This window comes from Brevibacterium senegalense (assembly GCF_000285835.1).
GTDB classification, from domain to species: domain Bacteria; phylum Actinomycetota; class Actinomycetes; order Actinomycetales; family Brevibacteriaceae; genus Brevibacterium; species Brevibacterium senegalense.
The window spans coordinates 309,195-324,160 of sequence record NZ_HE978602.1; the positions used below are offsets into that span (position 1 = coordinate 309,195).

10 protein-coding genes and 2 tRNA genes are annotated in these 14,966 nt (G+C 70.7%); 5 read left to right on the forward strand and 7 right to left on the reverse strand.

Annotated elements, in window-relative coordinates; translation table 11 throughout:
• Positions 1-3: 3 nt before the first annotated feature.
• Positions 4-1,983 (reverse strand): FAD/NAD(P)-binding protein, encoded by a 1,980-nt coding sequence (locus tag HGBR_RS07175; protein WP_019158659.1) that lies wholly within the window; start codon positions 1,981-1,983, stop codon positions 4-6.
• Positions 1,984-1,985: 2 nt separating this feature from the next.
• Positions 1,986-4,091, reverse strand: a complete 2,106-nt coding sequence (locus tag HGBR_RS16935) for an LCP family protein (RefSeq protein ID WP_019158660.1) — start codon at positions 4,089-4,091, stop codon at positions 1,986-1,988.
• Between the two features lie 225 nt (positions 4,092-4,316).
• Between HGBR_RS16935 and HGBR_RS07185 the strand changes: the two genes are divergently transcribed.
• From HGBR_RS07185 to HGBR_RS07195, 3 genes are all read left to right on the forward strand, one after another.
• Positions 4,317-4,405: transfer RNA gene (locus HGBR_RS07185), tRNA-Ser, on the forward strand.
• Positions 4,406-5,146: 741 nt separating this feature from the next.
• A complete protein-coding gene (locus HGBR_RS07190; protein WP_019158661.1) occupies positions 5,147-5,476 on the forward strand; it encodes a hypothetical protein in 330 nt (109 codons plus the stop codon).
• A 15-nt stretch (positions 5,477-5,491) separates the two neighbouring features.
• Positions 5,492-7,228 carry a 5-oxoprolinase subunit B/C family protein gene (locus HGBR_RS07195; protein WP_019158662.1) on the forward strand — a complete coding sequence of 579 codons (1,737 nt, stop codon included), beginning with the start codon at positions 5,492-5,494 and terminating at the stop codon, positions 7,226-7,228.
• 140 nt (positions 7,229-7,368) lie between these two features.
• Here the strand turns inward: HGBR_RS07195 and HGBR_RS07200 are convergent, their stop codons facing one another.
• Entirely contained in the window at positions 7,369-9,201 is a 1,833-nt protein-coding gene (locus HGBR_RS07200; RefSeq protein ID WP_019158663.1) for a phosphoenolpyruvate carboxykinase (GTP), read from the reverse strand.
• A gap of 333 nt (positions 9,202-9,534) precedes the next feature.
• Here HGBR_RS07200 and HGBR_RS07205 point away from each other — a divergent pair.
• Positions 9,535-9,607, forward strand: a tRNA-Arg gene (locus HGBR_RS07205).
• 130 nt (positions 9,608-9,737) lie between these two features.
• On the opposite strand, the gene HGBR_RS07210 is transcribed toward HGBR_RS07205, so the two are convergent.
• From HGBR_RS07210 to HGBR_RS07225, 4 genes are all read right to left on the reverse strand, one after another.
• Positions 9,738-10,442, reverse strand: coding sequence for a Crp/Fnr family transcriptional regulator (locus HGBR_RS07210; protein WP_040364838.1), 705 nt, complete (start codon positions 10,440-10,442; stop codon positions 9,738-9,740).
• 89 nt (positions 10,443-10,531) lie between these two features.
• Complete coding sequence (locus HGBR_RS16940) at positions 10,532-12,466, reverse strand: heavy metal translocating P-type ATPase (RefSeq protein WP_019158665.1); 1,935 nt, start codon at positions 12,464-12,466, stop codon at positions 10,532-10,534.
• Between the two features lie 31 nt (positions 12,467-12,497).
• Positions 12,498-12,734 (reverse strand): heavy-metal-associated domain-containing protein, encoded by a 237-nt coding sequence (locus HGBR_RS07220; RefSeq protein ID WP_019158666.1) that lies wholly within the window; start codon positions 12,732-12,734, stop codon positions 12,498-12,500.
• 106 nt (positions 12,735-12,840) lie between these two features.
• Positions 12,841-13,449, reverse strand: a complete 609-nt coding sequence (locus tag HGBR_RS07225; RefSeq protein WP_019158667.1) for a class I SAM-dependent methyltransferase — start codon at positions 13,447-13,449, stop codon at positions 12,841-12,843.
• Positions 13,450-13,537: 88 nt separating this feature from the next.
• Here HGBR_RS07225 and HGBR_RS07230 point away from each other — a divergent pair, with 88 nt between their 5' ends.
• Positions 13,538-14,845 carry a DUF2079 domain-containing protein gene (locus HGBR_RS07230; RefSeq protein WP_147522350.1) on the forward strand — a complete coding sequence of 436 codons (1,308 nt, stop codon included), beginning with the start codon at positions 13,538-13,540 and terminating at the stop codon, positions 14,843-14,845.
• Positions 14,846-14,966 lie beyond the last annotated feature (121 nt).

A 14,966-nucleotide genomic window follows, 5' to 3' on the forward strand; every position in this document is an offset into this window, starting at 1 on the left:
GTCTCAGCCGAGGGCCAGGACCGCGCGGGCGACGGCGTCCGCGTCGCGCAGGGTCTGCGCGTCCGTGTGCGGGTTCGCTGCGATGGCCAGGCCCAGCTGGACGGACGACAGCTGGATCGAGAGGCAGAAGCGCGCGGGGTGGACGCGGCCGCGGGCGTCGACGGTCCGGTACGGCGCGTCCGTCACCGCGAGGCCGGAGGACGTCACGGTCGTCCCGTCGTCCAGATCGTGGGTCGCGACCGTCAGCTGGCCGCGCTCCAGCATGCCGCGGAGCAGGACGTCGTCCGCCTGACCCACGCGGTTCGCGGGGGAGCCGGCGTCCACGAGGCTCCGGGCACGGATCTCCCCGGGCACTGCGGGGCTGGTCGCGACGAACGCGGCGGATTCGCCGAAGCGCGACGGGGTGATCCGCACCTGCGGACCGGCGAACCGCACGAGGCCCGCGCGACTCAGCGCGATGAGCTCGGCGAACCGCTGCGGGGGCGGACCGTCGCACAGCCCGGACACGAAGTCCTCGAACCAGCCGCGCACCTCGCGGACGAAGCTGTCCGGGGAGATCCGTCCCTGGGCGACGAGGTCCTTGAGGAACGCCCGGGCCTGCCACAGGACGGGGAACAGGGACTTGAGGGGTGAGGACTCCGGGCCCGCCAGCGCGGCGGCGAGGTCGCTGCGGAGGAACTCCAGCAGAACGGAGTCGAGTTCCTCCCGCGAGGAGAACGACCGATCGCCCAGGGGCCGCAGCAGGCTGCGCAGGTCGAACGCGAGGTCCGGCTCCCGCTCGAGGACGGTGGGGGAGAGGACCTTCTGCTCCTGCCCGCGCCAGCGCTCGGACTCCCGGACCGGGATGTCGCGCAGCACGCGGTCGACGGACAGGTCCAGCGCGTGCTGGAGCAAGACCGGACCGGCGCGGAAGGCATCGGGGCGCGTGCGCGCCAGGACCGTGTACCAGCTGCTGCGGAGGTCCGCGAGGATGAGCGGCCAGAGCTGCTCGTCGAAGCGCAGGCCGTCGCCGCGGACGGGCAGGCGGTCGACGATCTCCGGCGTGAAGTGGCGCAGCGCGGTGTCCGGCCCGACGGGGAGAGGGTGCTGCGCGGTGATGGGCTTCGAGCGGTAGGGGACCCCACGCCGGGATCCGGGGACGAGGATCGGCTCCTCGCCGCTGGGCGTGTAGTGCAGACCGTCGTCCCCGTGCTCGAACGTGCCACCGCGTCCGTGGCTCAGCAACGACTGCAGGTCGAAGTAGTTGAGGCCGAAGCCGCGGATGAGGACGGGGTCGCCCGCGGCCAGCTGATCGACCGGGGTCTCCGCCGGCAGATCGGGAGGCAGATACGTGAGGCCGGCGCCGCGGGCGAAGCGCCGCCACTCCGCGCGCTCATCGCTCAGGGCCGCCGGGATGTGGCCCACGCACAGGACGACGGCGTCGACCTCGAGCGTGCGGCCGTCGGACAGAGTGAGGGACTGGGCGTGCGCGCCGGTCCGTGCGGCGTCCGCGGGGGTGTCGTGCACGGCCCAGACGCTGCAGGGCTCGTGGACGATCCGGATGTGGTCGGGTGCGTCGTCGACGATCCGCTCCCAGCTCCACGCGAGGTACCGACCGTAGTCGCGGCGCGGGGCGAAGGTCCCGGTGGTCGGTGCGGGGCGGGGATCGTCCACCGTCGCCTGCGCCGCCCAGTCCGCCATCGACCTGCCGGCGCGGATGTGCGCGACCCGGCACGACTCGTCGGGGAACACCGTCTGCTCGTCGACGACGGTGTTCATGAGCAGGTGCGGCGACTGCGTCGTCCGCCACACGCGACCGGGACCCGGCGGATGCGGGTCCAGGACGTGGATGCGGACGGGGCGGGCGGCCACCCTTGCGGGAGGCGGCAGGCCGCCGTCCTCGGGACCTGCGGTGACGGCAGCAGCGTGGGCGACCAATCGCTCCAGCACGGTCAGACCGCGCGGGCCGGCACCCACGATGCCCACCCGGAGGGGCAGCGGCACGGTCAGGCCTCCTCGCCCTCCGGCCCCGGCCAGCCGGGCCAGCCGCTGCCGGGTTCGTAGCCCTGCGGGTAGCACTTGCCCTCGTCATCCTCGATGCCGGACTTGGGCTCCTCCGTGGGCTCCTCGGTGGGCTCTTCCGTCTCCTCCGGCGTGTCTGCGGCCTGCTCCTCCGCCTGGCTGGGCTCGGCCGGGTTGAGCTGCTCGTCGACCCACTCGTGGAGCACGTCGTAGTCCGGGTTCGAGGTCGAGGTGACGTCGTTGGTGATCTGCGCGGACTTGATCTCCGCACCCTGCATCGCGACGGCCAGCTCCACGAAGGCGCTCACCTCGGACTGCGGGATGTCGGTCGCGATGTTGCGGCCGGCGGAACCCGCGAGCTTGGGGTAGGCGACCGCCAGCTCCTGCGGATTCACCTGGTCGAGGGTCAGCTTGATCATGCGCTGCTGCCGGCACATGCGGTCGTAGTTGTCCGCGCCGTCGCGCGACCGGACGTACCAGAGGGCCTTCTGGCCGGTGAGCTTCTGCTCGCCCGGGTCTATCCAGCCGTAGATGGGGTTCTGGAGTCCCGTGTTGAGGTTGGTGCCGCCGCCCATGGGGATGGGGCGTTCGACGTCGATCTTGACGCCGCCGATCGCGTCGACGACGTCCTCGAAGCCCTGCATGTCGACGCTCGCGTAGTAGTCGAGGGTCAGCCCCAGCGACCCCTCGACCGCTTGCATGGTGGCCTCCATGCCGGTCTCCAGGTCCTCCGGGACGTCGCCCACCTCCTCCGGGTACTCCTCCGCCCAGGTCCACACGGCGTTGATCATGCTCTCCTGGGGGCCGAACCCGTCGAAGCCGTAGGGGAAGCGCTCCGCCAGCTGGGAGCCCTCCGGGAACTGCGCCCGGTTGAGGTTGCGGGGCACGCTGATGAGGGTCGTGTCGCCGGTCCCCGGCTTGATGGAGGCGACGAGCATCGTGTCCGGGCGGGTGCCCTCGCGGTTGTCGCCGTTGTCGCGGCCGATGAGGAAGACGTTGATGCGCTCGGTGTCGCCCCAGAGCGTCTCGATATCGACGCCGGACTTGCCGTCGCGGCCGAACACCTGGATGACGGTGTCGCCCTGCACCTTCGTGTACGCGGCGCCCACTCCCAGCGGGATGCCCACGCACAGCATGAGGGAGACGACCAGACCCCAGCCCAGCCACTTCTGGGCGTCGGTGAGCCTCTTGCCGCGCTTGAGGACGGAGTACGACCGCAGGATCGTGAAGGCCCAGATGAGGATGCCCACCAGCAGGACCACGGCGATCGCGTAGAGGATCGTGGGGGAGCCCGCGACCCGTGCGATCGCCTTGACCGGGGAGCGCCAGACGATCCACGCGAGGATCGCGAGGATGCCGGCGAGGAAGCCCAGGAGGAGGACCCAGCCGGCCTTGCTGCGGCCGTGGATCATGCCCAGGCCGGGCAGCAGCGTGCCCAGGGTGGTCCAGCGGACGATCGAGGGGAAGGCGTCGCCCTCGCGGCGGGAGTGGCGGGGTGCGGCGTGCTCGGCACCGGCGGTCGCGGAACCGGCGACGACGGGTGCGGGAGTGCGGGTGGGGACAGTCGCGGATCCCGCCGCGCCGGCTGCGGCGCCAGCTCCTGCCAAGCGGCCATCGGACGACTGGAACGTGGGACCGGCGCTCGCCGCCGATCGTTCGCGCCGCGAGCGGCGGGTGGGCTGCTCCTCGGGAGCGGAGGGGGACTTCTGCTCCTGCTGACGGGCCAGCGCCTCGCGGCGCGCACGACGGGAGGGGAAGCCCTGCGTCGGCGCGTCGGCGGGTGCGGACTGGCGCGCGGCGTGCCGCGGTGAGGTCGGGTCCGATGACTGCTGCGGAGCGGCGGCCTGCGCGGCGACGTGAGAGGGAGCGGTGCCGGAGCCCTCCGGTCCGACGCCCGTCTGGGCTGATGCGGGGCCGGAACCGTGCGGTGCGGGTCCGGAACCCTGTGGCGCGGAGCCGAAGAAGTCGTCCCGCCTCACCCCGTCCGATCCGCGCAGCCGAGCGCGCTGGGACGCCCGGATGGGATGCTCGTGGTCGGCAGGGTCGCTGCCGGGGCGCTCCCGCCCGCGACGGTCGTCGGCTGGGGCCACAGGTGAGTCTCCTCGGAAGGGCGTGCTCCGGTCCGGGAGCCGAGGCTGATCTCCCTGGGACCGGGGCGCAGCCGACGTCCGTCGGCTGTGGGGTCAGATGTCTTCCGGGACATCGTAGGGAAACATCTTGAGCTTTTGGTGACACCCGCCATCTTTTGCAGGCCGCGTTCCCTGTTGTGTACCCTGGAGAGGCTGTGCGCCCATCGGGACAGCGCAGCGGCCGATGGAGTCGTGGCTGAGCGGCCTAAAGCACCACCCTGCTAAGGTGGAGTCCTTCATTAGGGGGACCGTGGGTTCAAATCCCACCGGCTCCGCTCTTGGAAAAGCCTCTCTGACCTGCTGAAACATGCGGGCCGGGGAGGTTTTTCGCATTCCCGGCGTGATTCGATCTGCCCTGCGCCGCGGTCGTAGACACACGTTCTGGCCTTCAACCCCCTTGTACCCGAAGACGCCGGAGTCCGTGCATATCCGGAGGTCCTGTCGAACCGAGGGCCCTGTCCGTCGCTGTTGCTTCCGTCCACATGTGCTGTCGCCCGCGCGGAGCGTGATGCGACTCACTGCAGTTCAGTGCTGCGAGGTTGAGGTCTTCAGACGAAATCAGACGGGATCAGCTACACCCCGTACACGTGGACCTATGACGCGACGATCGACCCGGCGATCACCAGCGTGCAACCAGACGGCGTCGAGCGCGTGTGGCTCGGACGCTTCCGCGTGCGGGGGACGTTCACGCAGACGTCGGGCAACTCCAACCACGACCTCAGTTATTGGACGCAGTGTGCCATCACTGTGCACCCCGGGGGCGAAGGCAGTGGTTCGCAGCCGCAGGTGCTCACGTTCGAGCGACGCAACCGCATGCTCGGTCCCTACACACAATCGGGAGCCCGCAGCGTTCAGAGGGATTCGACGACTCAGGTGCCGGACGCTGCGCTGCACAAGGGGGTCTCCTGACCCGTCTCACCTGCCGGTCCGGCGGCTGATCCTCCCGTGCATGTGTCCGACCCCTCACGCATACTGGGAGGAGACGCAGTCAGCAGTCGAACGGATCGGAGCACAGAATGTCTGAACCCGGTTTCACCCTCACCGGCTACCTGGCGCGCGCTGCGCGTGCACTCGTGGAGACCTCGGCGACCACGACGGGGCAGTACGCGAATCTCACGCGGATGCAGGTGCGCGACTTCGAGCGGGGGCGCATCGACCTCACCGATGAGCAGAAGGCCGCCCTCACCCATGCGCTCGAGCAGCTGGGCGCCGTCTTCATCGCGGAGGGCGAGCACCCCGGCTTGGGCGACGGCGCGGGTGTGCGCCTCAAGTTCACGACGGAGAAGGTCCGACGCATCGAGACGTGGGAGGACGAGGGCGGCCCCGCGTACGACGACGACGTCTGAGTCCGGACCGCACGCATGACCCACGACGAGGACGTCGCGCAGCGCCCGGTCGCCCGCGCCCCCGGGCTCCGGGCGGTGGGCGACCGGGCGCTGCTGCTGGAGGTCGACGGGCTGCCGGCCGCGATGGCCTGGCACCGCGCGCTCATCCGGGAGCCCCTGCCTGGGCAGATCGAGGCCGTCGCCGCCGCGCGAACCGTCCTGCTCCGCTTCGAGTCGGACACCGCCGCCGAGGCCGCCCGCACCTCCCTGCGCGCCCCGCCTCCCGTACAGGAGACGGCGGGGACCGCCCGGCGGCACACCCTCCACGTCGTCTACGACGGGGAGGACCTGGACGCGACGGCGGAGCTCCTGGGCCTCAGCCGCGACCAGCTCATCGAGCGACACACCGGCACGGAGTGGATGGCCGCGTTCGGCGGATTCGCCCCCGGCTTCGCCTACTGCGTCCCCGCGTCAGGCCAGCCGCTGTGGGACGTGCCGCGGCTCGACACCCCGCGCACCGCGGTGCCGGTCGGAGCCGTGGGACTGGCCGGCGAGTACTCCGGGGTGTACCCGCGCAGCAGTCCCGGCGGGTGGAGGCTCATCGGTCACTCGGACGCTCTGCTCTGGTCGACGGACCGCACACCGCCGGCACTGCTGGCGCCCGGTGACGTCCTCACCTACCGCGCCGTCCGGGAGACGGCACAGGCTGCTGCGGCGGGCACACATCCGAGAGCTGACGATCCCGCAGATTCCCACGGCCAGACGCCGGACCCCGGGTCGTGCGAGTCCGCCCCGGTCGGGTCCGCCCCGGTTGAGTCGGAGTCGGCCGAGCCGGCATCGACGGAGTCCGCTCCCGCCCAGTCTGCGTCACCGCCCCACGCATCGTCCCGAACGGAGCCGGTCCGGACGGTCCTCGTCGTCGAGGACCCGGGCATGCTCACCCTCGTGCAGGACCGCGGTCGCCCGGGGTGGGGCGACGTGGGTGTCTCCCCGTCCGGGTTCGCTGATGCGGCCACAGCTGAGGCAGCCAACAGGGTCGTGGGCAACGACCCGGGAGCGGCGCTCCTCGAAGTCGTGGGAGACGCGCGCCTCACCTGCCGTGCGGACGTGGTCGTCGCCGTCGCAGGCTCCGCCGGTGGCGACATGATCGTCCCGCAGCTGCTGCGCGCCGGGGACACACTCGACCTCACCCCGGACGCGGACCTGGCCCGCACCTACCTCGCCGTCCGCGGGGGACTGGTGCAGGCAGCGGAAGTCGGGTCGGCCTCGGCGGATGTGCTGTCCGGGCTGGGACCGGGGCCGGTGGGCGCGGGGCAGGCGCTGGCGGTCCCCGTCCGCACCCCCGCCGGATCCGTGGGGCACGGCGAACCCGACCCGGCGCGCGGGGCGCGGGCACGGGCGACGCAGGATGGCCGCGTCGTCCTCCGGGTGGTCCCCGGCCCGCGCGACGACTGGTTCGACGAATCCGAGCAGCGGCGGTTCCTCGAGACCGACTGGGCGGTGGGGCCGCAGTCCAACCGGGTGGGCCTCCGCCTCGAGGCGCCGGAAGGCGCTGCGCCGCTGACCCGCGCGCGAACGGGCGAACTGGCCAGCGAGGGCACGGTGACCGGGACGGTGCAGGTGCCCGCGCACGGTCTGCCCGTCGTGTTCGGCCGGGATCGCCCGGTGACGGGCGGCTACCCCGCGATCGCGACGGTCATGGCCGCCGACCTCGACCTGCTGGGCCAGGTGGTGCCCGGCGACCGGGTCCGGTTCCAGGACGCACGGTGCTGACACGGGGCTGAATGGGCGAGTGCCCCACCGTCCGGCTCATGGCGGTGGGGCACTCGGGTCCGGCTGCCGGGTTGCCCGGCCCGGCGTCACGCGCGAACGCGCGGTCTGTCTGTCATGACTCGGCGGTCACGACAGGTGTGTCAGTTCACACCCAGGCGGGCGCGCAGCTCCTCGACCTGCGTGCGCAGCTCGGCGGGGACGTGGTCGCCCAGCTCGTCGTACCACTCGTCGATCGAGGCGAGCTCGGTCGCCCACTCGTCCGGATGGACCGCCAGCGCCTGCTGGAGCTGGTCCTCGGAGATGTCCAGCCCGTCGATGTCGAGCGCACCGGGAGCGGGGGCGTGGCCCAGCGGGGTCTCGACGGCCTCGGTCGTGCCGGCGACGCGCTCGAAGACCCACTTGAGGACGCGGGCGTTCTCCGTGAAGCCCGGCCACAGGAAGGAGTTGTCCTCCGCGCGGCGGAACCAGTTGACGTAGAAGATCTGCGGCAGCTGCGCGCCCGGGGTCTGGCCCACGGAGATCCAGTGCTGCAGGTAGTCGCCCACGTTGTAGCCGATGAACGGGCGCATCGCCATGGGGTCGCGGCGGACGATGCCCACCTGCCCCACCGCGGCAGCGGTCGTCTCCGAGGAGAGGACCGAGCCCATGAAGACGCCGTGGTTCCAGTCCTTCGTCTGCGTCACGAGCGGCATGGTCGTCTTGCGGCGACCGCCGAACAGGATCGCGGAGATCGGGACGCCGTCCGGGTTCTGCCACTCCGGTGCGAGCGTGGGCACGTTCGAGATCGGGGTGCAGAAGCGCGAGTTGGGGTGCGCGGCGGGCGTGCCGGACTCCGGGGTCCAGTCGTTGCCGCGCCAGTCGATGAGGTGGTCGGGGGCCTCGTCGGTCATGCCCTCCCACCACACGCCGCCGTCATCCGTGCGGGCGACGTTCGTGAAGATGTTGCCGCCGGCCTCGATCGCGGTCATCGCGGTGGGGTTCGTGGTGTAGCCGGTGCCCGGCGCGACGCCGAAGAGGCCGAACTCCGGGTTGACCGCGTACAGCTGGCCGTCCGCGCCGAAGCGCATCCAGGCGATGTCGTCGCCCAGCGTCTCCGCCTTCCAGCCCGGGATGTTGGGCTCGATCATCGCGAGGTTCGTCTTGCCGCAGGCGCTGGGGAACGCGGCGGCGATGAACTTCGACTCGCCCTCCGGGTTCGTGAGCTTGAGGATGAGCATGTGCTCGGCCAGCCAGCCCTCGTCGTGCGCGACGGCGGAGGCGATGCGCAGCGCGTAGCACTTCTTGCCCAGCAGCGCGTTTCCGCCGTAGCCGGAGCCGTACGACCAGATCGACCGCTCCTCCGGGAAGTGCGTGATGTACTTCGTCGTATTGCAGGGCCAGGCGACGTCGTCCTGGCCGGGTTCCAGGGGAGCACCCACGGAGTGCACGCACTCGACGAAGTCCGCGTCGAGGCGGTCGATCGCCTCGAGCGACTCACGGCCGGCGCGGGCCATGACGCCCATCGAGAGGACGACGTAGGGGGAATCCGTGACCTCGATGCCGAACATGGGCTGCTGCGCGTTCACGTGACCCATGACGAAGGGGATGACGTACATCGTGCGTCCGCGCATCGAGCCGGCGAAGACGTCCTCGAGGATGCCCTTCATCTGTGCGGGCGCCATCCAGTTGTTGAGCGGGCCGGCGTCCTCCTGCTTCTGGGAGCAGATGAACGTGCGGTCCTCGACGCGGGCGACGTCGTCGGGGTCCGACGCCGCGTAGTAGGAGTCCGCCGGCGTCGTCAGCTTGACGATGGTGCCGGCGTCGATCGCCTTCGCAAGGAGCGCCTGGCGCTGGTCCTCGTCGCCGGTGATCCACTCGATGGAGTCCGGGGTGGTGCGCTCTGCGATGGAGCGGACGAAGTCGAGGATCCGGGGATTCTCCGTCGGCGCATTCACAAGCAGGTCTTCGACTGAGCCACGGTCGATGACGGTCATGATCTACATCTCCTGGGTCGGGCGGCCCCGGGCATCGGGGTTGCCTCCACGCTACGGTCGGAGGGCGAACGGGAGCGTCGGTCCGCGCGGCTGCCGCTGTGCAGTGGATCACAGAAGGGTCACGATTGACGTTATCGCGTCATTCCGGTGGTGGGTTCTGCCAGATTAATGACTGATTTTGCCATCCGACCCTCGATGGGCGCAGGCGAGGGTCGTGCGGGCCTGCCAGCCCGCTGGTCCGCTTCCAGTCTCGCAGGAGTGACGCGAGACTCACGATTCCGATTTGTCGACCACGGGGGCCATCTGTATAGTAGTTCTGGTCGCTGAGACAGCGCGCCACTAGCTCAACGGATAGAGCATCTGACTACGGATCAGAAGGTTGGGGGTTCGAATCCCTCGTGGCGCACCGCAGATCGGGCCGCATCCTCACCGGGGATGCGGCCCGAAATCATTCATGCCCGCGTCGCGGTTCGCCCGGGGGCCGGGGTCGCTCGGGGGTTCGGTCGGCTCTGGGTTTCGCTCTGCGGACAGCACGGTCACTCGGACGACAGCGCGCTGAGCGCGTCCACGTCGGTGATCGTGATCGCGCCACGCGCTCCCTGCAGGATCACCCCGGAATCGCTGAGGCGGCGCAGCTGGCGGCTGAGGGACTCGGGCGTGGTGTCGAGCAGTGAGGCGATGTCCTTCTTCGCCAGCGGCAGCACGACCTGGGGACTGCCGCCGGTGCGTCGTCGCACCGGCAGCGCCAGGAGGTAGCGGGCCAGCCGCGCGGTGACGTCCTCCGAGATGACCGAGGCGAGCCGCGCCTCGGTCTCATTCAGGCGCTGGCTCACGCTCTCGAGCATGCGCAGTCCGATGCTCGGATGCTGCTCCACGAGGCGGCCCAGGTCGGCGTGGTCGAATACGCACAGCTGGGCGGACTCCAGCGCTGTCGCCTCGTGATCGGGCCGGTCGCCGCTGATGAACGCGGACTCCCCGATGAAATCCCCGGAGCCCAGCACGCGGATGATCTGCTCGTGCCCCTCCGGACTCACCCGGGAGATCTTCACCCGACCGGTGTGCACGACCATCAGCTGCGACATGTCGTCCCCGGCGGAGTACACGCGCTCCGCGCGGTCGAGCAGGGTGGGGCGGGCGACCCCCACCACCTCGCGCTGCTGCTCGAGCGTGAGCCCCTGGAACAGCTGCACGCGCGTGACGCAGAGCTCCTCGGAGTGGGACACGTCGGTGATCGGCAGCATGCGGGACACGGGACTTCCCCTCCTCGTCGGCATGCGGCGCCCCGGTCGGCTGGTGCCGTCCGGGGCGCCGGAAGCGGTGTCTCCTCATGCTACGTCTGACGGAGCAGTCGCATCGCGTTGAGGATCACGACGAGCACAGAGCCCTCGTGCACCAGCATCCCCAGCGCCATGGTCACGCCTCCGCCGAACACTCCGACCAGGAGGAGGGCCACGGTGGCCAGCGCGATGACGATGTTCTGCCGCATCACGCTCACGGTCCGCTTCGCGAGCCGGATCGCCTCCGGGAGCTTGAGGAGGTCGTCGCCCATGAGGGCGATGTCGGCCGTCTCGACCGCCACGGCGGAACCGGCGGCTCCCATCGCGACCCCGATGTCCGCCGTCGCGAGCGCAGGCGCGTCATTCACCCCGTCGCCCACCATCGCGACGGTGTGGCCCTCGCGCTGCAGGCGTGCCACGGCGTCCAGCTTGTCCTCCGGCAGCAGCGACGCCTGGATCTCGTCGATGCCGACGGTGCGGCCGATGGCCTCCGCCACGCGTCGCGTGTCGCCGGTGAGCATGACGACCTGCTCCACGCCTGCCGCGTGCAGCCGCCGGATCATCTCCGGCGCATCCTCCCGGATGGTGTCGGCCACACCGATGACGCCGATGACGGTGCCGCCGACGGCGACGATCATGGGGGTCTTCCCGTCCGCTGCGAGCTCGTCCGCGACCGCGGCGGATCCCGCGTCGTCGGTGATGCCGTACTGCGTGAGGAGAGGGGCGTTGCCGACGAGCACCTGCGTGCCGTCGACATCCGCGGCGATCCCCTTGCCGACCACCGGGGTGACCACACCGGGAATGCCCTCCGGAGCGACGCCCTCCTCCCGTGCCGTGTCGAGGATCGGACGGGCCAGCGGGTGCTCGGACCCGGCCTCAGCGGCTGCGGCCCACCGCAGCACGTCCGTGCGGGCCAGCGCGGGAGCGAGCACGACGATGTCCGTGAGCACCGGCCTGCCCTCCGTGAGGGTGCCGGTCTTGTCGACCGCCACGGCGGAGATCTTCGCGGAGGTCTCGAGGTATTCGCCGCCCTTGATGAGGATGCCGTTGCGGGCGGACCGGCCGATCCCCGCCACGATCGCGACCGGGATCGAGATGACCAGGGCGCCCGGGCAGCCGATCACCAGCAGGGTGAGGGCGAGCACGATGTCTCCGGTGAGGAGCCCGGCTGCCAGCGCGAGGACCATGACTGCGGGCGTGTACCACTTCGAGAAGCGGTCGATGAACGCCTGCGTCCTCGCTTTCGCGTCCTGCGCCTCCTCGACCCGGTGGATGATCCGCGCGAGGGTCGTGTCCGCGCCGATCCCGGTCGCCAGCACCTGCAGCAGGCCGCTGCGGGAGATCGTGCCGGCGAACACGTGATCGGACTTCGTCTTCTCCACGGGGATGGACTCGCCGGTGATCGAGGCCTCGTCGATCGCGCCGGCGCCTGCCACCACCTGCCCGTCCACGGGGACCTTCGCGCCGTTCTTCACCAGCACGATCTCGCCCATGCGCACCTGGTGCGCCGGGACCTCGATCTGGTCGCCGTCGCGCAGCACCACTGCGGTGTCGGGTGCCACCGCCACGAGGGCGGCGAGTGCGGACCGCGTGCGATTCATCGTGCCCGACTCCAGCGCGTGGCCGACGGCGAACAGGAAGGTGACGGCGGCGGCCTCCCAGAAGTTGCCGATGACGGTGGCCCCGATCGCCGCGATGGACACGAGCAGATCGATGCTGATGAACTTCACCAGCACCGCCCGGACCGCCTTCACCACGATCCCGTATCCCGCGACGATCGCCGCTGCGAGCATGAGCGCGTTGGCGAATGTGAAGACGTGACCTGACCCGTGGGCGTGCTCACCCGCGTCGACCCACCACTTCGGACCCAGGGCGGCGTTCCACGCCCCGCCGGCCAGGCGCTCGACGGCGAACGAGGCGAGGATCAGGATCCCCGACACGACGGGGACGAACCAGGTGCCGCGCACCCACGTGCGGACTGCGAACACGACTCCTCCTTTCAGTGCGGTGGAGCGGGTATCAGAATGCGGAGACCGCGGACTTGTACCCGGCCTTGTCCACTGCGGCGATCAGCCGGTCGACCGGCGCGGCCTCGGCGTCGTGGTCGATCTCGATGCGTCCGGACGCGAAGTGGACCGTGACGTTCTCGACTCCGTCCAGGCGTCCGACCTGCTTCTCGATCTTGCCGACGCACGAGGGGCAGGAGAAGCCCTCGGCGCGCAGGAGGGTGCGGGTGGTGTCGGTCGTGCTGCTCATGGTGTGTCCTCTCTCGTCTCTCCCGGGGATCGGGGGTGGCCGGGACCTCTTCCCAGCCTGTATGAATCAGAATAGGAACGTTCGTCGGAGATCTCCTTGACGCAGATCAAGTGCGCGGTCGACGCGCGAGGAGGATGCCGTGGAGTCCTTCGGGGGCCGTGCGCTGGTGGGCGACCTCGAAGCCGGCGGCGACGACGGCCTCGGCCATGGCCTGCGGGGGCACCCGGTGCGCGGGCGCGACCGGATGCGGAAGCGTGCCCGGCGCCGGCCCGGTGAAGTGCGACACCAGGAGGGTGCCGCCCGGGGCCAGCGCCCCGTGCAGGACAGTGAGCGCCGCGGCCAGCGCGCGCGGGTCCATGTGGATCACGGAGTACCAGGCGAGGATGCCGGACCACCGGTCGTCGGCCTCGGCGAGCTCCGCGATCGTCTGCTCCCGGAACGGGACCGTCGGATGCGCTGCGCGCGCGACGGCGACGAGCTGCGGCACGGGCTCGAGGCCCTCGACGTCGTGCCCGAGGCGCGCGAGGTGCCCGGTCCACCGTCCGGTCCCGGCCCCTACGTCGAGGATCCTGCCGTCCACCGTCGAGGCCCAGGCCTCGATGATCGTGCGATCCGGGTCCGCAGGGGAGACGCCCGTCCCCAGCAGGGCGACGACATCGGATGCGCGAGTCGCATAGGCGTGCAGCAAGCCGTCTTCCATAGTCTTCTGCATCATGGCGCCACGCTATTCGCGCGGGCATTCGAGCTCCTTGACGCGGATCAAGACATTCGCCGCAGCAGTCCCGGGTCGATAGTGTTCTGCTGTGAGCTCGCCACCGCCTGACCCCGTGACGCGCTGGGCCCCGGCCGTGGCCTCCGCGGCCGCGCTCCTGATCCACGGCTCCCTGGCGGTCGTCATGTGGCGGAATTTCATCGCGCCGTCCTGGGACCTGGGCATCTTTACGCAGATGCTGTCGCAGTACGCCGCGGGGAACGCGCCGATCGTCGACATCAAGGGCCCCGGCTTCAACCTGCTGGGGGACCACTTCCATCCGATCCTCATCGTCCTGACGCCGCTCTTCTGGCTCTTCCCCTCCGGGCTCACCCTGCTGCTGACCCAGACCGTGCTCTTCGCCGCGTCCGTCTGGCCGGTGGTGTCCCTGGCGGCCGAGCGCCTCACTCCGCGGGGTACCGTGCTGCTCGCGGTGTCCTACGTCCTGTCCTGGGGCCTGCTCAACGCCTCGTACTCCCAGTTCCACGAGATCGCGTTCGCCGTGCCGCTGCTGGCGTTCGGGCTGGTGTGGTGGATCCGCGGGCGGCGGATGCCGGCGATCGTCGCGATCGCGCTCCTGGTGTTCGTCAAGGAGGACCTGGGGCTCACGGTCGCGGCGTTCGGTGCCGTCATCTGGTTGCGCGACCGGTCGGAGACGCGCCTCGCACTGGCCCTCATCGTGTGGGGTGCGGGCTGGATGGCCTACGCGGTGTTCCTGTTCCTGCCCCTCTTCAATCCGGAGGGCGGATACGACTACACGGACAACGTGGACCTGGCGCAGGCGCTGACGGAGGGGCTCACGACGAAGATCGGGACCGCGGGCTTCCTGGCGCTGGCGGCCGGTGCGATCGGTCTGCGCTCGCCCTTCATGCTCCTCATGCTGCCCACGCTGGCCTGGCGCTTCACCGGTGACGTCGAGGGCTACTGGGACACGAGCTTCCACTACTCCGCCGTCCTCATGCCGATCGCCGCCGTCAGCCTCATCGACGGGTCCGGGCGCGTGCACCGGTCGCTGGCACCGCTCGTGGCCGCCGTCGCCTCCATCGCCCTGCTGAGCCAGACGCGGATCGACCTGCTCTGGGACTCCCAGGGCTACGCCGTCGACGCCGCCTCCTCGATCGAGGCCGCCCAGGAGTACGACTCCGTCGCGACGGACATCCGTCTGCTCGCCTACCTGGCGCCCCGCACCCAGACGTACTGGTACGGGAGCATCGACGACGCGGTGCCGGATGCAGTGCTCCTGCGACCTGACGACGTCGACTCCCCGATCGAGCCGTGGGCGGAGGCGCGGTTCGGGGGCGACTGGGTCACCGTCCATGCCGAAGGCGGCTACGAGATCGCCGTCCCCGCCCAGGACTGACAGGGGCCGGCCGGCGTGGAGGGGACAACCGACGTGGAGCCGACAGCGCTGACGGCCGGCATCCTCGCCTCCTGGGCCGCGCTCACCCCCAGCCTCGTCCCGCGCAGGTGGTGGATGACGG

What these genes read in the sequence shown, in the direction of transcription:
- HGBR_RS07190 (WP_019158661.1), top strand. Translation starts at nt 5,147, where the DNA reads ATGTCTGAACCCGGTTTCACCCTCACCGGCTACCTGGCGCGCGCTGCG.
- HGBR_RS07200 (WP_019158663.1), bottom strand. Translation starts at nt 9,201, where the DNA reads ATGACCGTCATCGACCGTGGCTCAGTCGAAGACCTGCTTGTGAATGCG.
- HGBR_RS07225 (WP_019158667.1), bottom strand. Translation starts at nt 13,449, where the DNA reads ATGATGCAGAAGACTATGGAAGACGGCTTGCTGCACGCCTATGCGACT.
- HGBR_RS07195 (WP_019158662.1), top strand. Translation starts at nt 5,492, where the DNA reads ATGACCCACGACGAGGACGTCGCGCAGCGCCCGGTCGCCCGCGCCCCC.
- HGBR_RS07220 (WP_019158666.1), bottom strand. Translation starts at nt 12,734, where the DNA reads ATGAGCAGCACGACCGACACCACCCGCACCCTCCTGCGCGCCGAGGGC.
- HGBR_RS07210 (WP_040364838.1), bottom strand. Translation starts at nt 10,442, where the DNA reads ATGCTGCCGATCACCGACGTGTCCCACTCCGAGGAGCTCTGCGTCACG.